Consider the following 23,626-nt stretch of genomic DNA (forward strand, 5'->3'; position numbering starts at 1 on the left):
CACGCGCAGGGGATTCAGGTCCACGCCTGGATCATCACGACCGCCCTGTGGAACAGCGAAGTGGTCGCGCCGCCCCCCGGCCACGCCTTCCTGACGCACGGCACGGGCGCGACCGGGCGCGACTTCTGGCTCACCGTGAAGGCCGACGGGACCATCCGCGGCGGCGCCGACTGGGTGATGGACCCCGGCCACCCCGACGCCGCCGAGTACATCAAGAACATGTACGTCAGCGTGGTCAAGAACTACGACGTGGACGGCATCCAGTTCGACCGGGTGCGTTACCCCGACTACAACCCGGTGGGAGGCCCCAACCAATGGGGCTACAACCCGACCGCGCTGGACCGCTACCGCACCGAGACGGGGGCGACCGGCACGCCCGACCCCGCCGATCCACAGTGGAGCAACTGGCGTCGCCAGCAGGTCACGAACCTCGTGCGGGAGACCGCGCTGGCGGTTAAGGCGGTTCGGCCCGATGTCAGCGTGAACGCCGCGACGATCACCTACGGCGCGGGTCCCGCCGACGAGGCTGCCTTCCAGACCTCGCGCCCCTACGCGGAGGTCAATCAGGACTGGCTGACCTGGGTGCGCGAGGGCTACCTGGACGTGAACGTGATGATGAACTACAAGCGCGACTTCGTGCCGGATCAGGCGCTGTGGTTTGGCCAGTGGAACACCTTTGCCGCCGGGCTGCGCCAGAAGTACCCGGGCGTGCATCAGGTCAGCGGCTCGGCGATCTACCTGAACGACCAGGCGAGCAGCGTCAACCAGGTGCTGAAGACCCGCGCGGCGGGCCTGAGCGGCTGGGCCGGGTACTCGTACCGCACCCCCGACAAGGACGTGAACGCCGGAACCCGCACCGGGGCCGAGGTGATCCCCGAACTCACCGCAAAGCTGACGGGCGAGGGTGGCCCCTTCGCGCAGCCCGCCCGCTGGGAGCGCCCCGACCCGGCGGGGCTCCGCGCCCTGAGCGGTGGGGTCACCGTGGCGAGCGGTCCCCTGGGTGGGCGCACCGTCCTCCTGCTCGACGGGCAGGGGACCGAGCTGGGGCGCACCGTCACGGATGGGAACGGGCGCTACGGCTTCATGCACGCCCCGGCGGCGAACGTGCGGGTCCGGGTGGGCGAGGTTTCCAGCGACCTCACGGCGGTTCCCGCGGGCCGGGTAACCATGCTCCCCCCGCTGGCCCTGCCTTGAGGCGGGCGGGCCGTTGACGCTTTCCCCCCTGGCCCTCGGCCTGGATGCCGGGGGCAGCGGCACGAAATGGACCCTGCTCCGGGATGATGGGGTGATCGGGCGGGGCACCGCGCCCCCCCTCACCGCGCCGCTCCTCCGAATCGGGGCGGCAGCGCTCACCTCGCTCGTGGAGGCCCTCCCGGATCGCCCGGACGTGCTGCACGCGGGCCTGCCGGGATTGAGTGCCGGAACCCCTGCCGCCGAGGAGGTGAGAGCGGTACTTGCCTCCGCCTTCGGCCTCCACCCCCGGCAGGTGACCGTGGAGGGCGACCTCGACCTCGCCTACCGCGCCCACCTCGCGCCGGGTGAAGGGGTCCTGCTCTACGCCGGGACGGGGAGCATCGCCTACCACGTCGGCCAGGACGGGCAGGTGATCCGCGCGGGGGGCCGCGGCTACCGGATCGGGGACGATGGGGGCGGGTTCAGCCTGGGGCGGGCGGGGCTGCGCTGGCTCACCGACCGGCTGGACGAGGGGCGGGTGCCCGACTCCCCGCTGGCCCGGGAGACGGCGCTCGTCACGGGGGGGCTGGACTGGGACACCCTGCGCGCTTTCGCCTACGGCACGCCGGGGGCCGCCGCCATCGCCTCGCTCGCCCCCGCCGTGGGCCGCGCCGCCGACCGGGGCGACGAGGTGGCCGCCGCGCTCCTCGGTGAGGCCGCCGAATCACTCGCGGACCTGGCGCGGCGGGTGCAACGGCGGACCGGGACTCTCCCCGTCACGGCGACCGGCGGCGCCCTGCGGGTCAGCCCCCTGTTCCCCGCCGCGCTGGCCCGGCACCTGCCCGGGGTGAACGTTTCCTGGCGCGATCACGCGGAGGCCGCCGCTCGCCTGGCTGCCCGGCAAGCCGGGGAGTGAGGGGCCGTTACAGCGGCGTGCGCACGGGCAGGACGGGGATGGTCACAACGAGTTGGGTGGTGGAGACGGGCCGCGACCCGCCCTGTCGGTCATCCCAGCGCACAACCCCGTCAAGTCCACAGGAGCGGGGAGGGCACTGGGCCTGTATGCCCGCGTGCCCTCCCCGGCGCGTCCCGGTCACTCGCTGGTCTGGGTGTTCCCGCCCGACACGCCGATCGCCAGGACTGGACGGCTCAACTCGTCCTCGCTCTCGGCGAGCGTGAGGGTGTACGTCCCGTCGTCGGGGATGATCACCGCCGTGTCCAGCACGTCGCCCTGCCCGGGGGTCAGGTAGAAGGGCGTCACGACGACCTGGTGGGTTCCCGCGGCGAGGTCCTGGGGGAACATCATGGGCATGTTCGGGAACACGTTGTCGAAGACGAGCTGCCCGTCCACATACACGTCCACCACGCCGCTCTGGCCGGATTCGTTCGAGAAGTACGCCTGTCCGGCGGAGGCGGTGGCGCCGAGCGCCGCGGTGGCGAGGAGGGCGGAGAGCAGCAGGGCCTTCAGGGTCTTGGGGGTACGCATGGTGTGTTTCCTTTCGTGGTGCCGGGGCACCGGCTGGGCGGGGGGGGTGGGGGCGGTCCGAGGGGGAAAAAGGATGTTCAGAACAGTGACGCCTCGCTTTCCCGGGTGTGGAGCGGTGTCCTTCTCCCGTTCATGGGGCGAAGTATGCGGGGCCTTTGTTCAGGGCCGGGGCACGATCTGTGCAGAAGTTGTGAAGTTGGGAAGGGGTGTGGGCCAAGCTCCCCAGGCGCCGGAGGAAAGTGCCCCTGAACATGCTGGAAGCCGTCCATAGCGGCCTTGCGAGGAGCCGGGAGATGGATGGGGGTGCTCCCCGCCAGCCCGGAACTAGGCGCGGCCTGGAAGTGAATCCTTCACAATCAGTGGGAAAAGAGCCCTTCTGGCCGTGTTTTCTGACCTGCATGGATTCTGCACACGTCACGCGCGGGTGCTCCATCCCCTGTCATCACCGGACGGGTAGGCGGCTCCCCTCACCCCACCACCCGGAGAGCGGGCAATGCGTCAGGCTCTCCGGGCGCGTGACGGCTCCTTGTGCTGGAATGTCGCCATGCCCTCGCCGGACACCGGGAGGGAAAGGGCGCCTCCGCAGCAAGGAAGGACGCGGGGACCAGCTCACGTCCCCGCGTCCCGCTGACTTTTCTTACAGGAAGCGCAGCAGGCCGGGCCGCTTCTGCGGGTGCTGGGCCGACTGCACCTGACCCGCGAACTCCTCCAGGGCGTCCTGAAGCTGCCGCGCGTCCCGCACGAGGTCCGCGCCCAGCGTCTGCACCCGCGTGTCGCGCTCCTGTTCCCAGTGGTTCAGGACGCGCTCGTTCAGGCGGGCGTGGTCGGGGCTGGTCACGTCGCGCGGGGGCTCCAGCCGGTCGCGGGCGGCCTCCAGGTACGCCACGGCATCGGTGGCGCGGGCCGCGTCCGCGTACTCGCGGCTCGCCTTGAGCCCGGCCACCCGGGCACTCAGGCGCTCGCGCTCCAACAGCGCGCGCGCGCGTTCCCGCCCCTGGAGGAGCGCCGCCGAGGCCGCCATGCCCACCAGCGCGAGCGTGAAGGCGAGCAGCGACCAGTGCTGCGGCACCGCGCCCTCGCCCCCCCCGCGCTGAGGTCCGTCAGTTGTCCCTCCTGCGCGGCGTTGGCGGCGATCTGCTGGGTCACGCGCAGGATGCCGTCCCAGTTGAGGTAGCCCTCCACCCCCAGGTACAGCAGGCTGACGGCCACGATCCCGGCGATGTACCCGGCGGGGCGGCCCATGCCGGGCGTCTGGCCCGCGAGCTTCGCCCGGTAGGCGAGTTCGTCCACCAGCCACAGCAGCAGCACGCTGAACATCACCCCGGCGGTCAGCGCGATCACGGTCAGGTACAGGCGGCTTTCGGGGTTGAACAGCAGGTTGATGCTCACGCCGCTGATGAGTCCCACGAAGAACTTGCTGAAGGTGGCGAAGCCGTTGAAGACCCGCTTGCTCCCCGTCTTCTCCTCCGGCGGGCGGATGGGCTGGCCCTCCCGCGCCAGGTCGGCGAGCGCCTGCTGCTGGTAGAAGCTCTCGGCGCTGATCGTGTCGGGCCGGGCGCCGTGCAGGGTGAGCACGTCGAAGCGCTCCCGGCGGGCCTGCTCGATGTCCCCGGTCGCCCGCGTGTAGCCCCGCTCCACCTCCGCGCTCGCCCCGTTCATGAAACGCAGGTGCCCCTCCTGCCGCGCCCACGCCTCGCGCACGCCCGCGCCCGTCTCGGCGAGGATGCGCGTCAGGCCCGCTCGGGTCACCTCGTAGTTCACCCGGTACTGCTCGACATTCAGCCGCAGCACCCGGGCGCGGGTGGTCAGCGCGCCCCGCGCCGCCTCGTCCTCGACCGGGGGCAATTCGCGCGTCAGCTCGTCCAGGAAGGCGGCGAAATGGCCCGGCGGCAGCACGGGCATGAACTGCTCGGCGGTGAGGGGGTCGGGATGGGGCAGCGCGGCCTCGTACTCGCCCAGCGAAGTGACCGGGAGGGCGGCAGATTCGGCGGCGTGTTCGTCTCTCTCGGTCACGTCGTCACTTCCTGACCTTCTTCACGGTCGCCGCGAAGGAGGGGTACACGTCGCTCAGGTCGTAGGCCCCGGCGGTCAGGACGCGGGAGTCGTCCGCGCCCCGGCCCAGCGCCTTCATGAACGAGTCGCGGATGGAGTCGCCCCCGGTCCCCTTCTCGGGACTCAGGCCCGCGAAGAAGAGGGCGCGGGTCTGGGAGGCGCCCAGCAGATTCTGGACGGTCTGCCCCAGCGCCGCCCGTTTCGGGTCGTCGAGGATCGCCCCGTCCGTGAACATCACGACCACGCCCCGGACGCCCGGGGTGCGGCCCAGCGCCGTCCTCGCCTGCCCGAGCGCCGCCGTGATGGCGCTCCCCTTCCCGGTGCAGGGCTGGGTCAGCGCATTCGTGTACCGCAGGATGTCCGCCTTGCCCATCCGCGCGCCGTTCTTCGACTGGAAAGGGAAGTTGCCGACGGTCTGCACGCCGTCGCACACCCGCAGCAGCGTCACGGTGTCGCCCGAGCGCACCTGGTTGAGCAGCACGCTCTGCGCGAGGAGTTTCGCCTGGGCGGCGTACCCGTAGGCCGGATTCTTGGAGCTGCCCGTCATGTCGGCCGCGATGACGATGTGCAGCGGCGGGGTGCTGAGCCCCAGGATCGTGGACGCGCTCAGCGGCGTGGGCGCGAGCAGCGGGAGGAGTTGGAGGGCAACGGCGGACAGGGACATGGGGACTCCTTGAGATGGGGGGAGGGTGGAGGAAAGAGGATGCCCCGCTCAGGGCGGCGTGGGGTTGCGGATGTCGGCGCCGGGCGCGGGAACGGCCACACCACCCACCCGCGTGATGCCTTCGGGCATCTCCAACGTGCTTACCCCGTGCGGCAACTCGCGCAGCAGGCCCAGCTCGCGGCAGGCCGCCTGGTCGCGGTAGAGGTCGGCGGGCACGCTCGCCACGCCCAGCGGGTCGCCGATCCAGACCGCCATCGCGTACCCGGGCGTGACCCCGGCGCACCACGTGTCGCGCACATCGTCCGTCGTGCCCGACTTGGCGCCCAGCGGCACGGCGGTGCCCAGCAGGCGCTGGTAGAGCGGGGCGCGCAGGAAGGGCACGTGCCCGGTGCGGCCCTCCACGGCGCCCGTCAGCAGGTCGAAGGTCTCGTAGGCCACGGCCGGGCTCCACAGCGGCGCGCAGGCCCGGCGCGGCAGGGGCAGGGCGCGGCCCGCGCGGTCGTACGCCTCGGCCAGAAGGTGGGGCGGGCAGAGTTGGCCCCCACCCGCAAAACTCGCGTATGCGGCGGCCACCCCCAGCGGCGAGGAACGGTACGTGCCCAGCGCGGGGCTGGAGCGATTGCCGGAGTCCTCGACGTAGCCGACACTTTCCAGCACCCGGCGCAACTCGGCCTCGCGCTCGGTGCCCACCCGCACGGCGACGGTGTTCAGGCTGCGGGCATTCGCCTCCCGCACGGTCACGGCCCGGTCCAGGAAGGTGCCCGAGTTGTTGCGGATGGGCCGCCCGGCGTAGCTCGTCGCGGCGTCCCGGAAGGTGCTGAGCTGGGTGACCCCCTCCCCGAAGGCGGTCGCGTACAGCAGCGGCTTGACCGTGCTGGCGACCGGGCGGCGGGCGGCCACAGCCCACTGCCGCCCGGGCTCGCTGCTCTGGTCCCCGCCCGTGCTGCTCGCCAGCGCGAGGATGCCGCCCCCCCGCACGTCCACGACGGCGGCCCCCTCCGCGACCCCGGCGGGACGGCCCCCCGTCGGCCCCTCCCCGGTCACGCGGCGCACCAGGGCCGCCTGCGCCCGCGCGTCCAGAGTCAGGACCACCCTTCCGACCCGCCGGGGATCGAGGCCCGCCGCCCGCAGCTCGCGCCGCACGAGCTCCTGAAGGGCCCACACCGGCTCCGGCTCGTTCGTGTAGTCCGGGTTGCGCCCGGCAGAAACCACCCGCAGGTCACCGCCGCTCCCCGCGTACTCCACCCGCCACAGGCGGGGCTGGAGGGGTTCCCCCGCCGCCCGCACGTACTCGCCTTCCCCGATCAGGCCGTGGTCGCGCAGGATTCGCAGGGTGACGAGTTGTTGAGCCCTCATCCAGCGGAAGCGGGCGGTCGCCACGTCGGGGGGCGTGTCCTGGGCCACCAGGTAACGGCCCGGCGCGGGCAGCAACCCCACCAGAAAGGCCGACTGCGCGAGCGTGAGGTCCGCAGGATCAACGCCGAACACCCCGCGCGCCGCGTCGTACACCCCCTTGCGCTGCCCGATGCCCAGCCACGGCAGGCTGTTGACGCTCATCGCCAGCACCTCGCGCCGCCCATAGCGCCAGGTGACGAGGGGTGCCAGCACGAACTCCGTCGCCTTGCGGGTGAGGACCAGGCCCACGCCCCGGCGGCCCGTGTCGTAGTCGAAATGCCCGGCGAGCACGTTGTTCTTCAGGAGCTGCATCGTCAGGGTGCTGCCGCCCGCGCCGCTCAGAACCGCCCGGGGCAGGCGGCCAGGGTCCACACCGACGTGCGAGAAGAAGCGCACGTCCTCCTTCGCCACGTAGGCGAGCAGGAAGGCCGGGGACACGCCCGTGAGCGGCACGCTCAGCGACTCCCGGCACGGCACGGCGTTGACCACCGCGCCCTCGCGGCAGTGGTCGATCACGCCCAGCGCCTCCCCCCGGCGGTCCTGCACCTCGATGGGCTGGAGTTCCACCCGCAGGTTCCAGACCCGCCCGAAGGCCCCGGTCGAGGCCGCCCCCGCCACCCCCAGCGCGAGCATCCCCAGCGTCGCCGCGCCGACCCCCGCCAGCCCTGCCCGCGCCGCCCGCCGCAGGGTCCAGGGGCGCGGCCCGGTGACGAAGGGGGTGCGCGGCCAGGGCGCCAGTCGCCTCGGGAACTTCAAGTCCTCACCCGCACCGGCTCAGCGGAGGACATCCGCCACGCCCGCCGCCGCCGAGCGGAACTGGGCGTCCCGGGAAATCTGGTTGACCAGGCCCGACACGCCCACCAGCGTGACCAGCACGGCACCCAGCACGGCGAGCGCGGTGACCGCCGTCGACCAGGGCGAGCCGGGGAGGCGGCGTGCGGGAGCCGGGCGGGCGCGCCCCTCCCGCGGCTTCCGGCGGGGCTCGGGGGCCGGGGCGGCGGGCGGGGTCAGGGAGGGCAGGCCCGACGAGTACGGCCGGGGCTTGCGCACGAAGCTCATGCGGCGAGTCTAGAGGCCCTCCATGAGGAGCGCGTCCATCCTTGGGGGGAGCCTGGACCCGGGCGCCGGGAAGGGCCGCGCGTGCCTCGCCCGCCCTTCCGGGGTGGAGCGGCGGCCCACCGGGCTCAGAACGCTGCCCGGCCAACCGGCGCACTTCTAGCCCGGGGGGCTCAGGCGCACAATGGGGGTCCACCGCGCCCGCTCCCATTCCTGGCAGGAGGCGTCATGAACGCATTCGTCGCTGTTCTCCCCGCCTGGTCCCCGTCAGTCCTCCCCGGCCCAGCAAATTCCAGCCGCCAGAGGAGGGCCGCGCCCGTCCCCGGCGCCGCTGGACGCAGCACATGAACTCCCGGAGGCCGGGCCTCGTTATGCCCACCGGGGGCCAGCCGACCCAACCCGCCCGCTCTGGAAAGGCCAGCGTGGGCGAATTCAGGAGCGCTTGAGGTGGGTGACCTCCCGGAAAGCAGGGGTATGAGCGAACAGCCGTTTGTGGGGCGGGAGCGGGAGCTGGCGCGGCTGGAGGGGTTTCTGGAGCGCGCCGTGGCGGGGCAGGGTCAGGTGTGTTTCGTCACGGGCGAGACGGGGGGCGGCAAGACCGCGCTCGTGCAGGCGTTCACCCGCCGGGCGCAGGACGCTGACGAGCATCTGGCGGTGGCCTTCGGCAACTGCAACGCCCAGAGCGGGGCAGGGGACCCCTACCTGCCCTTCCGCGAACTCCTGGCCGTGCTCATCGGGGTGACCGGGCGGGCGGCGGCCGAGGAGCCCCCGGCCGGGAGCCGCCTGCGGCACTGGCTGGTCCGCTCCACCCAGGTGCTCATCGAGGTCGGCCCCGACCTGGTGGGCACCATCATCCCGGGCGGGGTGCTGGTCGCCAAGGCGGGCAAGGCGCTGGCGCAGAAGGCGGGGTGGCTGGACGAGCTGGAAAAACTCGCGGGGCGCAAGCCCGGCGCCCAGGCCGCAGTCCAGCCCGAACACCTGCTGGAGCAGTACGCCAACGTCCTGCGGGCGCTCGCCTCGGAGCGTCCGCTCGTGGTGGTCGTGGACGACCTGCACTGGGCGGACGCGGCCTCCGTCAACCTGCTCTTCCACCTGTCGCGCCGTCTGGAGGGCAGCGCCGCGCTGCTGGTCGGCACGTACCGGCGGGGCGAACTGGCCCCGCGCGGAACGGAGCGTCACCCGTTAGAACGGGTGCTGGCCGACATCAAGCGGTACGCCGGGGACGTGTGGGTGGACCTGCGGGCGGACGAGGCGGGGGGGCGCGACTTCGTGAACCGCCTGCTGGACACCGAGCCCAACCGGCTGGGCGCGGACTTCCGCGAGGCCCTCTTTCGGCACACCGAGGGGCATCCCCTCTTCACGGTCGAGCTGCTGCGGAGCCTTCAGGAGCGGGGCGACCTGATCCGGGACGCTGGGGGCTGCTGGGTGGTCGGCCCCCGGCTGGAGTTCGGCGCCCTGCCCCCCCGGGTCGAGGGCGTGATCGAGCAGCGCCTGGGGAACCTGGGGGCGGCCCAGCAGGAGTTGCTGCGGGTGGCGAGCGTGGAGGGTGAGGCCTTTACCGCCGAGGTCGTGGCCCAGGTGCAGGGGCAGGCACCCCGGCAGGTGCTCCGTGACCTCTCGCAGAATCTGGAGGGTCGCCACGCGCTCGTGCAGGAGGGGGGCGAACTCCGGGCCGGACGGCGGCGCCTGTCGGGCTACCGCTTCGCCCACGCCCTGTTCCAGCACTACCTGTACGGCGACCTGGGAAGTGGCGAGCGGCGGATGCTCCACGGCGAGGTGGGCCGGGTCCTGGAGGAGCTGTACGCCGAGGCGCCCGACCCGGTGCGGCTGGCCTGGCACTACGACCGGGCGGGGGAGGACGACCGGGCCGCCGAGGCCTACCGCCAGGCCGGGGAGCAGGCGATTCGCCAGGGAGCCCCCCAGGAGGCCGAGCGGCTGCTGACCCGGGCGCTGGAGTTGACCCCCGAATCCGACCCGGCGCGGCGGTTCGAGGTGTACCTGACCCGGGAAAAAGCCCTCAACCTCCAGGGCAGGCGTGAAGCGCAGCTCCGGGACGTGGAGGCGCTGGAGCGGCTGGCCGAGGCGCTGGATGCCGGGAGGCGGGGCCAGGCGGCGCTGCGGCGGGCGGGATACGCCGAGGTGGTCAACGACTTTCCCACGGCCATCGCGGCGGCGCAGCAGGCGGTGGCCCACGCCGAGGCGGCGGGCCGTGAGGAGTTGCGGGCGGAGGGGTACCTGGCCTGGAGCATGGCCCTGCGCGGCTGCGGCCGTCTGGAGGAGGCCGAAACCTGTCTGCAACGGGCCCTCGAAGTGGCCGGGCCGGGGCTGGAGTGGGTTCAGGCCGCCGTGCTCCATAACCTCGGGGCGATTGCCGCCTACCACGATTTCCGGCAGGCCCAGGCGGTTCTTCAGCAAGCCCTGACGCTGTACCGCCAGCTTGGCGATTTGCGGAGCGAGAACCTGGTGGTCCAGAGTCTGGGCATCGTCGCCCTGAACCTTGAGGAGTATGACCGGGCGACCACACTGCTGGAGCAGAGCGTGGCCGGGGCCAAGCGGCTGGGAAACCGCCGCAACGAGGTACTCGCCAGCCTGGCCCTGGGCATCGTCGCCAACAAGCAGCGCCGCTTCCCGGAGGCCCGGGCGCGGCTCACCTCCGCGCTGGAGGGCGCCCGGGAGATCGGGGTGCGCTCGCATGAGGCCGGGGCCCTGCTGTATCTGGCCCCGACCAGCCTCGCGGAGGGCGAGTACCTCCAGGCCCGCCAGTACGCCCAGGCGGCGCTGGATATCTACCGCAGCATCGGCACCCTGATGGCCATTGACGCCCAACTGCATCTGTGGGGGATCGAGGCCTTCCTCGGCAACTTTCCCGAGGCCTCCGCGCTGTTCGGGGCCGCACTCGAGGCCTCCAGACCGAACGCGGGTCAGGCCGGGGCCAAGGCCCTGAACTCCGTGGACGGCGCCCTGCAAGGCCTGGCCGAACTGGAGCTGTGTCAGGGCCACGCGGACAAGGCCCTGGAGCTGGCCCGGCAGATCGGGACGGCCCCCACGCTGGAGGAAGCCCGGGCGCTGCTCGCCCTCGACCGGCTGGAGGAAGCCGAGGCGGCGTTCCAGGCGTACCAGCGGAAGTATGCCCACGAGCCGGGCCCGTGGCTGCAGGGGCAGACGGGGCAGACGGGGCTGATCCAGGTGGAGTCCGCCCGGAATCACCCCGAGCGGGCGCTGAGGCTGGTGGAGGCCCTTCTCCCCCGGCTGGAGCAGCCTCATCTCCTCAACGACTGGTCGGAACCCTGCCTGGCCTGCTATGAGGTCTTGCACGCCTGCGGCGACGCGCGGGCCGGGGAGGTGCTCGAACAGGGCTGGCGGCGGCTCGAACGCCAGGCCAGCGGGCTGGAGGGGCCAGACCGCGAGCGGTTCGTGAACAACATTCCCAGCCGCCGCCGCCTCGCCGCAGCGTGGGGGGAGGCCGGGGCGCGGGACAGGGTGAAGGAGGGGCGCCATGACGGCGGAGCGTGACGCGGGGTTCCTGGACAGGCGGCGAGACGGCCCCGCCCCCGCATCCCTCTCGCCGCCCATTCCCGGAAAGGCGAGGTGAGGCCATGACCACCCCGGCGGTCGAGGGCCTGGAATTCCGGCAGGTCGCCCCCCTGCTGGCGGCGCTGTACCGCGACGGCCTGCTCACCCCGTTCGTGGGGTCGGGTATGAGCCTGGGGGCGCCGGGGCAGCCCGCCTGCACGAGCTGGCGGACCTTTCTCGTCCGGCTGGCCCAGGGGGCGGGCCTGCGGGAGTTGCCCGCCGCCTTTCAGGACCCCGGCCGCTCCCCCACCCCCGAGCAGTGCTACCGGCTGGCCGACAAGGTGACGATGCTGCTGCGCTCCCGCCCGCGCCAGGCCCGCGACGAGGTGTTCCGGCAGGCCTTGAAGGAGGCGCCGGAGTTCATCCCGCCGACGCCTCAACTCCGGGCCTTGACGCGGCTGTACTGGCCGCTCGTGCTCACCACCAACTACGACGACCTGTACTGGGCGGCCCGCCAGGCCACCCTGCGCGAGGAGGGCCACCCCCCCGAGCCCCTGGCCGTGCTGGGCCGCTCGCTGTCCGACTGCCACCGGGTGCTGCGCTCGCTGTCCGAGCCCAGCCGCCCGGTGCTGTGGGCGCTGCAAGGGTACCTGGGCGGCCAGTGCGCCCCGCCGGAAGCGTCCGTGCCCTCCGACGCGCGGCGCCGGACCCTGGCGCTGGAGGTGGTGGCCGGGCACCAGCAGTACCAGCGGGCCATCCACGCGGCGCCGCACTTCCGCCGCGCCTTCGGGGAGGTATTCCGCCGCCGCTCGCTGCTGTTCTTGGGGTCGGGGCTGCTGGAGAACTACCTCGTGGACCTGTTCAGCGAGATCCTGTACCACCAGGGCCCCGGCCAGATGCCGCACTTCGCCCTGCTGCGGCGGGACGGCGCCCCGGACCTGTACGACCCGGCGTTCCTGCAAACCCGCCTGGGCGTCGTCCCCGTCTTCTACGACCGCCACGACGAGGTCCCGGGCTTTCTGGAGGAGCTCGCGCGGGACGTGCACTGGCCGCGCGATCAGCCGCCGCCCCCCGCGGACTTCGCGCAGGTTGAGGAGATCGTCTACACCCTTCAGCCGCCCCCGGCGCCCCACCCGGTTCGCCTGGTGCTGCGGCGGGGCCGGGTCGCCGCGCCGCAGGTAGCCTGGGCCGCCGGGGACGCCCTGGTGCTCAACGCGGGTCGCCGGGAGGGGCGCCCGGTCCTGGGGCGTCAGGCGCTGGCCCTGGGGGCGCTCGCCCCGTGTCCGGGCGTGAGCCTGCCCCTGGAACCCCGGCGCTGGGTGGCCTCCGAAACCGGGCACCAGGCCTTTCAGTACGGCGGCGCGCCCCTGTTCGCCGTGGTGGCCCGGACCTCGGACGAGGGGCGCAACGACCGCGACCTGGGCGTGATCGCGCCCGCCGTCTGCACCGCCCTCGCCGCCGTGGAGCAGACCGGGCGCCACGGGCGCGTGCATGTCCTGCCGGTCGCGTCGGGGCGCAGCGCCCACTGGAACCCCATCCACCCCTTCGCCCAGATGCTGCGGGGGGTGCGGCTGTTCGTCACCGGGATGCCCGCCCGGACACTGCGGGAGATCGTCCTGTACATCGACCACCCCGGGGTGTGGCACCCGCTGATGGCGGGCAAGCTCCCGGTGACCGCGCTGCTGTCCTCGGACATCCAGCAGTACACCGTGGACATGCGCGACGCCGCCGGGGAGTCGGAGGTGCTGAGCGTCACCTCGCCGGACGCCACCTCCACCGTGGCGAGACTCCTGGCGATCTGCGGGCTCACCAACCCCGGGGAGTGGGAGGTCCAGCTCGACCCCCCGCTGGCGCCGACCCTGCCGGTCACGGCGGACACGGTGGTCGTGCCGACCATGAACCTGCGGCTGCGCCCCCAGCCAGCGGGAGGAGAGCGTGAAAAGGGCCGGGGGCCGGTGGATACCACGCGTCCCCTTCCCGACAACACCCGCTGAAGTCCTACCCGCGCCCCGGAGAACTCGACCTCGCCTTCCGCGGGTTAGGGGGAAGGAATTACCTCGCCGTCCCGCGCGACTTTTCTCCTGGGTACGGTGGCCCGGTACGTTTTCCGGGGGATTGAGATTTCGCCGCGCTGGAAGGGCGTGCTTGTTCATCCCCACCTGGCCTCCCCCCTCAAGGGGGAGGAGCAAAAATCACGGCCCGAAGCGGTTTTTTGGAACCTGGCGTTGGGAAAGTCATCAACGTTTACGGTCCGCGCGCCCCTGTCCGCGTCTCCGACACGATCCGGGAGCCGTTGTCCCCGCGCTCGCGGTAGGCGTTCTGTAATGCCTCGGCCAGCAACTCCTCGAAGCGGCTGGTCTGCGCGTCACCCGCCGCCTGGAGGGCCGACGCTGTCCCCCGTTTGGCCGCTGCCGGGAGGTTGTTGTAGGCCGCCTGGAACATGCCCCGCACATGCGGCGAGGCCCGGTAGTGGCCGGTGAACACGCCGTAGAGCGCCGGGTCCCGCAGGTGCGCCCGCAGCCCCGTGAGGTGCCGCCGCAGGTGCTCGGCCGCCAGGGCCGCCTCCGCCACGATGGCCTCCTCGTCCAGGCCCGCCGCGAAGAAGCGCGCCGCCCAGCCGTCCCAGCGCAGCTCGTCGCGGGTCGCGGCGCCCCGGATGGCGCCCTGCTCGGAGACGACCCGGCCCTCCCGGGTCCAGGTGTAGGTGCGGCCCGGGTCCAGCTCGATGCCGTGGCGGGCAAAGGCCGCCTCCGCCCGGCGAATCCACTCCTGCACCTTGCCGTGCTGAAGGGTCCACTGCATGAAGCCGATGCTGACCACGGCGCTGTCCCAGGAGTTCAGGCCCTGGATCAGCCCCCCGGTCTCGACGTTGGCGACGCGCTGGAAGGTGTCGATGTCCTCCTCGCGCAGGGAGAGACGGCCCGCCGCGGCCAGCCCGCGCAGCACCTCGTCCACCCGCCCGCCGCCGTAGCGGGCCAGCCCCCGCACCTGGCCCCGCCGCGCCACCGCCCGGAAGCCCGGGGGAACGCGCGGCCCGGTCAGGGGGGCGGGGCCGCCCGGGGAGGGGGTGGGTTCCCCCGGGGCCTGGCCTCCCGGGGATTCGCCCGGCGCTGGGCTGGCCGGCGTGGCACTCCCCAGCCCATGTTCTTGCAGGAACAGCAGGTAGCGGGTCGGGTTAAGGATGTTCGCGGGGCGCGGCAGGTCCGGCCACCACTGGAAGCTGCGCGCCGTGCCCGGCGTGTAGGTCTCGAAGTGCAGCATGTTCGTGTCGCTCACCACGCCGATGGGCTGCCCGGCCCGCACCGCGTCGCCCACCGACAGGCCGTGCCGGGTCAGCGAGTCGGCGGTCACCTCGCCGTAGTTGACGACCACCCCGGGGTGCGCCACCAGCAGGCGATAGGTGCGCTGCCCGGAGCGCGCCCGGTAGAAAAAGGCGAACTCCACGATCCGCCCCCCCTCGCAGGCGACCACCGTGTCACCCGACCGCGCGAAGAGGTCCAGCCCCACGTGCCAGCGGGGCCGCGTCTGGCCGTCGCGGGTCCCCTGGCGCTGGGCCATGAAGACCCGCCCGGCCCCGCCCACCGTCCGGCCGTCCGCCGTGACGTAGGACACGAGCCGTCCCCGCGGGTCATCGGTCCGCAGCGGCCAGAAGGCGCCGGGGGAGGGCGGCGGCGCGAACGGCACCGGGTCGTCCGGCGGCACGGCGCGCGGCGCGGCGCGCACCGGCAGGGGAGGGGGGGCGCCTTCCGCCTCCTCCTCGTCGGGGAACTCGAAAGTCTCGGCGTCGGGGAAGTCCTCCCCGGGGGCGGTCTGGCCGCTTCCCCCCGCCTCCAGCCGCGCCCAGGTCGCGGGGCCGATCACCCCGTCGTGCCGCCCGGATTCACCCGGAAAGGCGAGGCGCTGGAAGGCGGTCACGGCGGCCTGGGTCGCCCGCCCGAAGGACCCGTCCTCGGCCAGGGGGGCTCCGGGCAAACCCGGTCGTCCGGCAGCCACCTCGCGGGCATGGACGGCGTTGAGCCTGCGCTGGGCCTCGCGCACCGCCTCGCCCCGGGAGCCGACGCGCAGGGTGGGCCGCCCGCCCGGGCCTGAAGGGGTGGACGGCGTGCCGGGCGAGGACAGGCCGGGCAGCGCCGCCCCCGCGTCCGCGAGCAGCCGCCAGCCGAAGCGGCGCGGCACCTCGCCGTGGGAGACGGCGGTGAGTTCGGCGGCGTACCAGCGGCGAAGCTGGGGATGCCCGGCCAGCAGCCGGTCGAGTCCCCGGCGGGCCTCCAGGCTGTTCCCGGCGGTCCCGCCGCCCGCGGTGTAGAGTACCCGCAGCGCCCCGCCCTGTTCCCGCATATAGGCGTCGAGACCATCCGCCGGTGCCGCCGCGTCCCGCTCGATGCGCCGCCCCGCCCAGCGGAGCAGGGGGTCGGGGCTCTGGTAGAGCGCGTCGAAGGCGTGGACCTCGTGCGGGTCGAGGTCGGCCAGCACCCGCCACAGCGCCGCCCCACCCCCCGAGTGCGCCGTGAGGATCAGCCGCCCGGGGGTCAGGGCCGGAACGCCCACCCGCGCTGCGAAGCGGTCCAGGCTCCAGCGGATCAATTCGCGCGCCGCGCCGGGCCGCACCAGGGCGGGGAAGTCGTACCCGGTGCCCGTCCGCCCGCCGTAGAAGTGGCCGCGCGGGAGGATGCCCAGCGTGGGCCGGGTGCGTCCGGGAGTCGGGTCCAGGCCGCGCGGGTCGCCCCAGTCCAGGCCGCTCGCGGGCTCCTTGTCGCGCACCAGATCCATCGCCGCGCCGCGCCCCGAGAAGCCGTGGAAGTGCAGCACCACGTCCACCCGGTCGGTGACATTCAGGGTGTTCCAGCGCAGGATCAGCGCCGGTCCCGGCCCCCGGTGGCCCTCCAGCCCCGGCACGTCCCGCACCTCCTCGCGGCCCGGGGCGGAGGGGGTGGGGAGCTGGGGAAGGGTGGGGGAGTCGAAGGGCGCGGTCATGGGTCGGTCCTCCTCGTTTCACTCCTGGGATGGATCGGCGCGGACACGCAGCACCCCGTAGTACTGGCGCTGCCCGCCGTCGGTCAGGACCCGGCCGTCGGGTCCCGTCCGCAGCACCTTGCGCCCCACCGTGTTGCTCACGTTGCCGCCGATTACGCCCAGCCGCCCGGGGCTCACCTCCACCACGACGTCGCAGTGGGAGGCGCGGAAATTGCCGTCGTCCACGTTGTCGTACGTCACGCCGCTGTCCTGGCGCCCCGTGCAGACGAGGTCGCCGGGTTCCGGCGCTCGCTCGCTGATGCGGTAGAGCCAGAAGGGGTTTTGCAGGTCGCCCGCCGCGCGGTTGCGTTTGGCCGCCGCGCAGTAGGTCGTGTGGCCGGAGGCGTAGCGGAAGAGCGTGCCCGCCCCCGCCCGCCGCATCACCCAGGAGATGAAGGCGGCGCTCCAGGCGAGGCGCGAGTCGATGGCGCTGTCGGCGGCGTTTCCCCCCAGCCCCACGCCCTCCATCCAGTACCCGCGCAGGGTGGGGCGCATCTCCGCGTCGGTCTCGGAGCGGGCCGCGCCGCCCGGACGCCAGCGGGCGTACTCCTCCAGCGCGATTCGCACGGCGTCGGCCTTGAGCTGTGCCCAGGGGGTGCCGGGCGTGGGGGGAGTGGGGACGGGCGGGGTGGGGGTCGGCGGCGTGGGCCCGGGCGTCGGCCCGCCCCCACCCGCCCACTCGTCGAGCTTGGCCCAGGTGCGCGGCCCGATCACCCCGTCGTGCTCGTTGGGCTGATTCGGGAAGGCGAGCCGCTGGAAGACGACGGTGGCGGCGCGGGTCCTGGGGCCGAAGGTGCCGTCCTCGGCCAGGGGGGCTCCGGGCAGGCCGGGCCGTCCGGCGGCCACCTCCCGGGCGTGGATGGCGTTAAGTTTGCGCTGCGCCTCCCGCACCGCCTCGCCCCGGGAGCCGGCGCGCAGGGTGGGGCGCGTGCCTGGCGTGGGACCCGGCGGGATCGGAACCGGAGGAACCGGCAACGGGGACGCCCCCTCCAGCCGCGCCCGGGCCTCCTCCCAGCGGGGGCCGCGGCAGCGCCGGTCCACCGCCGCCGTGAGGTCGGAGACGCGGATGGTGCCGTCGCCCCGGCGGTCCAGGCCGCTGTTCCCGGCGTACGCGCTGGGATACGGGCCGTCCCGCCCGCAGAGCACGGTGTTCGGGTCCGAGCCCAGGGGTAAGGTCGCGGGCAGGAAGGTCGCCTGGTACAGCCGCGCGGTGGAGGTCAGCCCGGCGGGGCGGTACGGCCCGTAGAAGCGCAGGACGAAGGGCAATTGCTCGGGGGCGCTCAGGCGCCGGAAGGCCTCGTGACCCGCCGTCCAGCCCAGGCGCGCCAGCGTGGCGGGCATGAACTGGATCAGGCCGCTGGCATGCCCGTGCGGGTTGTGGGCGTCCGGGCGGATGCCGCTCTCGGCCATCATGACCTGGAGGAGGTGCAGCGGCTGGGCGCCGATCCCCGACGCCACCCCGCTCACCCCGGGGAAGAACTCGTCGGGAAGGTCGCCCGTCGCCGTCCACTCGGGCTCGGCCTCCCAGGGGCGGGAGAGGGGGGGCGTCAGCGTCATGGGGCAGGCTCCTTTCCGTGTGGGGAACAGCCGGGGTCAGGGCAGCGGGCGCGGGCCGCGCAGGTCGCCGAGGTCGCAGGTGTGCAGGCTGCGGAAGCAGTCGAAGTCCCAGTACCCGCTCGTGTCGATGGCGACGGCGTTCCAGGCCTTGTGGGCGGCGTTGACCTCCATCCAGTCGCGGGCGAAGCGGCGCGAGCCCGCCGCCAGCCGCGCCCCCATATCCCGGGCGATGGCGTCACCGTTGGGGCGGTCGAGGGGGGCCGACGCCTCGTAGCCCAGCAGCGCCGTGAGGGGACCGCCCTTCGTCCGCAGGAGTTTCGCCCACTCGGCCCCGGGGCCGCTCGCACTCGACCCCGACAGCTCCACATGCAGCACCGAGCACCCCGCGAGGATGAGCACGTCGAGGTCCATCGGGCTGGTCCAGTGCGGCAGGAGGTCGGCGGGCCTCAGCCAGCAGGCGTAGGTGTGGGGCGCGGTCTCGACCGCGAGGCAGTTGCTCGCCCCCAGCCCGTGGCCCGAGTAGTAGAAGACGTCGGCGGGGCTGCGGATCAGGGCCACCTTCCTCCCCGCCGTGTCGCGCAGGCCGGGTTGCGGGAACACCCGCGCCTCCAGCACCTCCGCCCCGCCCGCCAGGAAGAGCTTGCGGGCGTCGGGCCGCTCGCTGGCGGCGTCGCCGGTCCCCGCCGAGGCGGTGGCGGGTTGGGTTCCCCGGCCGCGCGGCGCCCAGCCCAGCGCCGTCCTGAATTCCGCGTCGCTCGTGCCGCCGATGCGGACGACGGTGGCGACCTCCCCCCGCCGCGTCTCCACGGCCAGGAAGTCCCCCAGGTCGGCAGGGGTGACCGAGAGGCGGTACTCCAGCCCGCCGCTGGGAGCCGGTCCGGAACGCGCCACATTCAGCGTCTTGCCCGCGAGGGTGGCTGTGCCGCTGTCCCCATTCGGGGGCCGACTCGCCACGAACACGGCGATCTCACCCGGCATCACGGCGTCGGGGAGACCGCTCGCCCGCAGCCGGACGTTCAGCCGCGCCACGTCCAGCCCGATCACGTCGTCCCAGCCCAGATCGCGGGCGAAGGCGTCGTCCAGGATGGCGAGCGTCTCCACGGTGACCGCCGCCGTGCCCGTGGCAGGGTCGAGGACCACCGCGTCGAGCTGCGCCCAGGTGTGGGGGCCGACCTTGCCGTCGTGCTCGGCGCCCAGCCCGGGGAAGACCTGCCGCTGGAATTCGAGCACCGCCGCCTGGGTCAGCCGCCCGAAGATGCAGTCGTCGGTGAGGGGGATTCCTGGCAGACCCGGCTGCCCCCGCAGGAGCTGGGCGAAGTGAAAGGCGTTGAGCTTGCGCTGCACCTCGCGCACGGCGGGGTGGACCGAGCCGCGGATCAGCAGGCGGGGGCGGTCGGCGGGCGCCACGGTCACGTCCGGGCAGGGTCCGGCAGCCTCGGCGGAGTCGGGAACGGCCCGCCCTTCCGCGGACCGGGGCCGCAGCACCACCGTGTTCGCCGCCACCCGCCCCGCGTCGTCGAGCGCCCGCCCGTAGGTGCGCCGCACCTCTCCGGCTGCCACCCGCCAGACCGGCGCGGCGGCCTGCCCCGGGGCGCGCACCACCGACACCGCCGTGAAGGGGCTGCCGCCCGCCCGCTGCACGAGCAGGTCCCCCGGTTCCAGGCCGGGCAGCGTCCCGCCCGGCGCCCCGACCAGGGTAAGCGACGGTTCCAGCGCCGCGCGCACCGCCGGGAAGCCGCTTCCGGCGTAAGCCTGCCAGACCTCGTGGGGCCGCAGGGGACCCGTCCCGGCCACCTCCCGCAGCACTCGCGCCGCCGAGGGCGGGTGTTCGCGGTCCAGCCCGGCCTCGAACCGTTCAAGGAAACGCAGACCCGCCGGAAGGGAATCGGCCACGGTGGCTTCGGTCCCCGGCAGGGGAGAGGACTCGGCCTCCGGGGAGAGGTCGGCCGACTCGCCCTCCACCTGGGCGGTGAATTCCAGGGCGGTCAGGTCCGGGTCCACGTCCGAGGAAAACGTCTCGTCCTCGACTGTAGGGCCGAACTCCAGCGCCGTGAGGTCGGGGTCCACGTCCGAGGGAAAAACCTCCTCTCCCCCGGGCGCCTCGTCCGTGCCTTCCGGGCTCGCCTCCGGCGCGGTGAGTTCGGCCGGGAAGTTACTGTCGGGCAGGGGGATCGGGTCGGTCATGGGGCGGGCCTCCTCTGCGGCGGGGGGAGCCTGGCCGAGCCGCGCGGCCCGCACCGCCCGGGCGATGTCCAGGTAGCCGCTGCCGACGCGGGCGGGGTCGAGGTCGGGGGGGGCGGGCTCGCAACTGGCGAGCAGCAACCGCCGGGTCTGGACGATGTCGAGCGGCGCCCCGGCGGCCTCGAACATCAGCGCCAACGTGCCGGTGACGCAGGGGGCGGCCATGCTGGTGCCGGACATGCGGGTGTAGAGCCGGTCCTCCCCCCCGTCCCGACCGTGCGAGCGCGGGGCCAGGATCATCACGCCGGGGGCGATCAGGTCGGGCTTGGGCCGCCCGTCGCGGGTGGGGCCGGAGCTGGAGAAGTGGCCCAGCGGGCGCTCCTCGCGGTGCGGGTCGTACGCCCCCACCGCCAGGGTGCGGTAGCCGGTGCAGATCGTGCCCAGGGTGGAGCGGGAGCGCGCCTCCTCGCGGGGAAAGCGTGACTGGCAGCTCCCGCAGGCGCTGTCACGCTCGATCCAGGCGTGAATGCGGCCGTCCTGCACGTCCTCGCCCGTCAGGATGACCTGCCAGGTGCTCACCCCCGGCACGACCTCGAAGCGCACGCTGACCTGATGGTCGCCGTTGTTGGGGTCGAAGGCGCGGTGGTAGACGCGCAGCACCTCGCGCCCCTCCAGCCGCGCCGAGGCGCGCTCGCCCCGCGCGGCCCGCGCGAGCAGGCGCCCGTCCGCCGAGCGCACCTCCACCCCCAGGCGGTCGCGGCCCGGATACCACAGGTCGAGTTCGTTGGGGCTGCGGTCTCCGGGGCTCACCCGCACCTCGAAGGTGTGCGTCTCGCCCGGGCGCAGGAGCCACTGGGCGTGGGTGCGGCGCCCGAAGTAGTTGCCGCAGCTCTGCCCGATGGCGCGCCCGGGGGCCAGCGACACCCAGGCGTCGAGCGCCTGCTCGACCAGGCTGCGCCCCGTCTTCTCGCCCGCGTGGCGCCCCAGGCTGAGGTTCACCGCGCAGGGCCGCCCCGCCGCCACCCGCGAGATCAGGTCCAGCCCCTCCAGCAGCTCGACCGAGTTGCCCAGCGGCACCGCGTCCGGCCCCTCGCGCGCCCCCATGTGGACGAACACGAGGTCCGCCTCCGGGGCCACGCCGACGGGACCACCGCCCCGCCCGTTGCCGCCCGCGATCCCCAGGGTGTGCGTGCCGTGCGCCCCCAGGCCGGGGTCCGCGTCGGCGGGGTGGTAGCCCAGCGCCGCGTAGGGGTCTGGAGCCCGCAGCGCGGCGTTGATCTGCTCCGGCCCGAAGATTCGCCCGTAGCCGTAGGGCACGGCGTCGGCTGCACCGCGCGGGCGCTGGTCCCACAGGGCGAGCAGGCGGGTGGTCCCGTCCGGGTGCCGGAAGTCCGGGTGCGCGAAGTCGCAGCCCCAGTCCACCACACCGATCACCACCCCGCGCCCGGTGACGCCCAGCCCCTCCGGTCGGCGGTCGTCGCGCGGGGTCACCGCCAGGTCTTCCGGCAGGTTCTGGAGGACCGGCGGCTCCAGGTCCGCGCTGAGGCCCCGCGGGGCTTTCAGGCTCTCCACCACCGGACTGCGCCAAATCTCGGGGATGGCAGCGCGCTGCACCCTTGCCGTGACGACCTCCCCGAAGCGGGCCACGATGCGGGTCCCGGCGGGGGCCTGCGCCGGGTCCAGCAGGCGCATGACCACCGCCACCTCGTCGGCGGGGTCGCCCTCCTGCAAGAGTTCGTACAGCTCGGGGTCCATGCGTGGCCTCGGGAGGAAGCGGGGCGGCCAGCTTCACAGGCCGCCCCAGGCTCGGCGCCCAGCTATGGCTTCGGCGTCTGCTGCGCCTGCGATGCGGTGGAGGCCGTGGAGGACTGCTGCCCCTTTGCCCCCGATGATGAGGTGCCGGAACTCTGCGTTCCTCCGCTGGAGGGCGGTGTCCCCCCACCGATAGCCTGAATCGCCTGCATGAGTTGCTCGAAGCGGTCTTTGGCTGCCGCGTCGAAGTCGTCGAGCTTCTTGAGAACCTGCTGTGCCAGTGCCTCGTCCGGCTCACCCTCCAGGTAGGACAGGGTGATGGTGGTGCCGGGGTACACCTCGGTGAAATCACCGTCGTCGTCGGGGGGCGGGTCCTGGTCCACCACCTTGTCCACCGTGTTCGGGCCCACGCTGCCCTGCACCGCCTTGAAGGTCACGCGCACGTCCTGGGCCTGGAGCAGTCTCTTGACCTTCGGGTCTTGCAGTTCCTTTTCAACGTCGGCCCGCGTCTTGCCCACGAATTTACTCAGGTAGATCGGCTGGCCCACAGCGGCGGGCAGGACCTTCTGGGCGCCAGTCGTGGCGGCGCCGCCTCCCACCACGTCCTCGAAGGTCTCTCTTTGCGGCTCGGGCATACGTCCCCTCCGTTCGGGCTGCGGCTCTTCACTTGCGGTCGGACAGCAAGACGGCCATCATCAGCAGCATTGTGTTGTCCCCGAGCGGCCCGCTTCCGCTGGACGCCTCGCCGGTCGGGCCGCCCATCAACAGCAGGAACGGCAGCATGGTCCGCAGGGAGTCGCTGGGCTGCGTCAGCACCTTGATCGGGGTGCCGTCCCGCTTCTGGAAGTCCTCGGCCTTCTGGGTCATGAGCGGCAGCAGCACCGACAGCGTCTTGGTCTGTTGCAGGTCGCGGCGGGTCGCGTCGGTGGTCTTCTTGCGCTCCTCGACCTCCTTGCGCAGGGCGGCGCTCAAACGGTCCTGCTCGGCGGCGACCGAGTTCGTGCGCGTCTCCAGCGTCTTGACATTGCTCGCCAGCGTGGTGATCTTGCCGTCGAGCGTCTTTACCGCCGCCTGGAGCTGCGCCTGGGTGACGTAGTTCTGCGAGGGCCTGGGCTGGAAGCTGCTCTGCGGCGAGGGGGTCCGCAGCGGCTGCTGGTTCCGGCGCCCGCCCCGCCGGGAACGCTCGTCGGACTCGTCGAATTCGAGGTTGTCGAGGAAGGAGTCGAGGTCTTCGGCGTACATCGTCATAGCGTGGTCCTTTCGGGTGCGGGCCTCTCCTCGCCCGCGAACGCCCTGGGTTCAGGGTGACGGGACGCGGCCTTCAGCGCGGGCACCACCAGCCGCCGGAAGGCCGCCGCTTCGGGCCGCAGGAAGCCGGGCTGGCCGCGGCCCCGGCACAGGCGGCACTCCGGGTCCTCGCCCCAGCAGTTCGGGCAGGCCCCCAGCGCGAGCGCGAGGTCGTCCAGCCGCGCCTGGGCGGTGGCGAGGCCACCCTCCAGCGTCTCCAGCCGGAACCGCAGCCGCTCCAGCCGGGCGAGGCGCGCGGCCTGCCGCTGCTCCTCCTCCAGCCCGCGCAGGTCCTCCAGGCGGCGGGCCTCCTGGGCGGCGCGGGCCTCGGCCTCCAGGTGGCCTTCCTCCTGCCCCCGCGCCTCCAGGTCGCGCGTGAGGGACTGCTCGCGCTGCGCGAGCATCTGCGAGAGCAGTCCCAGCACCGGGTCCGCTCCGGCCGCGTCCCTCCCGGCCTGCTGGCGAAGGGCGTCGAGCAGCGCGTCGTTCACGGCCGC

At 73.5% G+C, this 23,626-nt stretch carries 16 protein-coding genes; 4 read left to right on the forward strand and 12 right to left on the reverse strand.

The features are described 5' to 3' along the window. Both DAERI_RS19480 and DAERI_RS19485 read left to right on the forward strand, forming a co-directional pair. Positions 1–1,194, forward strand: a 1,194-nt coding sequence (locus DAERI_RS19480) for a family 10 glycosylhydrolase (protein WP_103131113.1), incomplete at its 5' end; no start/stop codon positions are given. Between the two features lie 13 nt (positions 1,195–1,207). Next, positions 1,208–2,089 (forward strand): N-acetylglucosamine kinase, encoded by an 882-nt coding sequence (locus DAERI_RS19485; protein ID WP_103131114.1) that lies wholly within the window; start codon positions 1,208–1,210, stop codon positions 2,087–2,089. Between the two features lie 177 nt (positions 2,090–2,266). On the opposite strand, the gene DAERI_RS19490 is transcribed toward DAERI_RS19485, so the two are convergent. The 6 genes from DAERI_RS19490 to DAERI_RS19510 form a co-directional block, all read right to left on the reverse strand. Further along, positions 2,267–2,659 (reverse strand): DUF4397 domain-containing protein, encoded by a 393-nt coding sequence (locus tag DAERI_RS19490; RefSeq protein ID WP_103131115.1) that lies wholly within the window; start codon positions 2,657–2,659, stop codon positions 2,267–2,269. Positions 2,660–3,296: 637 nt separating this feature from the next. Beyond that, entirely contained in the window at positions 3,297–3,680 is a 384-nt protein-coding gene (locus DAERI_RS22935) for a hypothetical protein (protein ID WP_235610470.1), read from the reverse strand. Continuing rightward, positions 3,611–4,672 (reverse strand): hypothetical protein, encoded by a 1,062-nt coding sequence (locus DAERI_RS19495; protein ID WP_235610471.1) that lies wholly within the window; start codon positions 4,670–4,672, stop codon positions 3,611–3,613. Before DAERI_RS19495 ends, DAERI_RS22935 begins: the two co-directional genes overlap by 70 nt. Positions 4,673–4,676: 4 nt before the next feature. Then, positions 4,677–5,375 carry a vWA domain-containing protein gene (locus tag DAERI_RS19500; RefSeq protein WP_103131116.1) on the reverse strand — a complete coding sequence of 233 codons (699 nt, stop codon included), beginning with the start codon at positions 5,373–5,375 and terminating at the stop codon, positions 4,677–4,679. A 48-nt stretch (positions 5,376–5,423) separates the two neighbouring features. Beyond that, the gene (locus tag DAERI_RS19505; protein WP_103131117.1) at positions 5,424–7,526 is read right to left on the reverse strand and encodes a transglycosylase domain-containing protein; all 2,103 of its coding nucleotides are present in this window, start codon (positions 7,524–7,526) and stop codon (positions 5,424–5,426) included. 18 nt (positions 7,527–7,544) lie between these two features. Next, entirely contained in the window at positions 7,545–7,829 is a 285-nt protein-coding gene (locus tag DAERI_RS19510) for a hypothetical protein (RefSeq protein WP_103131118.1), read from the reverse strand. Positions 7,830–8,300: 471 nt separating this feature from the next. On the opposite strand from DAERI_RS19510, the gene DAERI_RS19515 reads away from it, so the two are divergent. Together DAERI_RS19515 and DAERI_RS19520 are read left to right on the forward strand one after the other, a co-directional pair. After that, positions 8,301–11,339, forward strand: a complete 3,039-nt coding sequence (locus DAERI_RS19515; protein ID WP_103131119.1) for an ATP-binding protein — start codon at positions 8,301–8,303, stop codon at positions 11,337–11,339. Positions 11,340–11,422: 83 nt separating this feature from the next. Continuing rightward, positions 11,423–13,333, forward strand: a complete 1,911-nt coding sequence (locus DAERI_RS19520) for an SIR2 family protein (RefSeq protein WP_103131120.1) — start codon at positions 11,423–11,425, stop codon at positions 13,331–13,333. A gap of 250 nt (positions 13,334–13,583) precedes the next feature. Here DAERI_RS19520 and DAERI_RS19525 read toward each other — a convergent pair whose 3' ends face one another. The 6 genes from DAERI_RS19525 to DAERI_RS19550 form a co-directional block, all read right to left on the reverse strand. Beyond that, complete coding sequence (locus DAERI_RS19525) at positions 13,584–16,313, reverse strand: peptidoglycan-binding protein (protein ID WP_103131121.1); 2,730 nt, start codon at positions 16,311–16,313, stop codon at positions 13,584–13,586. A gap of 18 nt (positions 16,314–16,331) precedes the next feature. Next, entirely contained in the window at positions 16,332–17,909 is a 1,578-nt protein-coding gene (locus DAERI_RS21825; protein WP_114149465.1) for a DUF2272 domain-containing protein, read from the reverse strand. 36 nt (positions 17,910–17,945) lie between these two features. Next, positions 17,946–21,845 carry a S8 family serine peptidase gene (locus tag DAERI_RS19535; RefSeq protein WP_103131122.1) on the reverse strand — a complete coding sequence of 1,300 codons (3,900 nt, stop codon included), beginning with the start codon at positions 21,843–21,845 and terminating at the stop codon, positions 17,946–17,948. 62 nt (positions 21,846–21,907) lie between these two features. Then, the gene (locus DAERI_RS19540) at positions 21,908–22,477 is read right to left on the reverse strand and encodes a hypothetical protein (RefSeq protein WP_103131123.1); all 570 of its coding nucleotides are present in this window, start codon (positions 22,475–22,477) and stop codon (positions 21,908–21,910) included. Between the two features lie 28 nt (positions 22,478–22,505). Continuing rightward, positions 22,506–23,090, reverse strand: a complete 585-nt coding sequence (locus DAERI_RS19545; RefSeq protein ID WP_133162081.1) for a hypothetical protein — start codon at positions 23,088–23,090, stop codon at positions 22,506–22,508. Further along, positions 23,087–23,620 carry a hypothetical protein gene (locus DAERI_RS19550; protein WP_103131125.1) on the reverse strand — a complete coding sequence of 178 codons (534 nt, stop codon included), beginning with the start codon at positions 23,618–23,620 and terminating at the stop codon, positions 23,087–23,089. The genes DAERI_RS19545 and DAERI_RS19550 overlap by 4 nt, the downstream gene beginning before the upstream one ends. Between the last annotated feature and the right edge of the window lie 6 nt (positions 23,621–23,626).

Origin of the sequence: Deinococcus aerius, assembly GCF_002897375.1 — a bacterium.
GTDB classification, from domain to species: Bacteria; Deinococcota; Deinococci; order Deinococcales; family Deinococcaceae; genus Deinococcus; species Deinococcus aerius.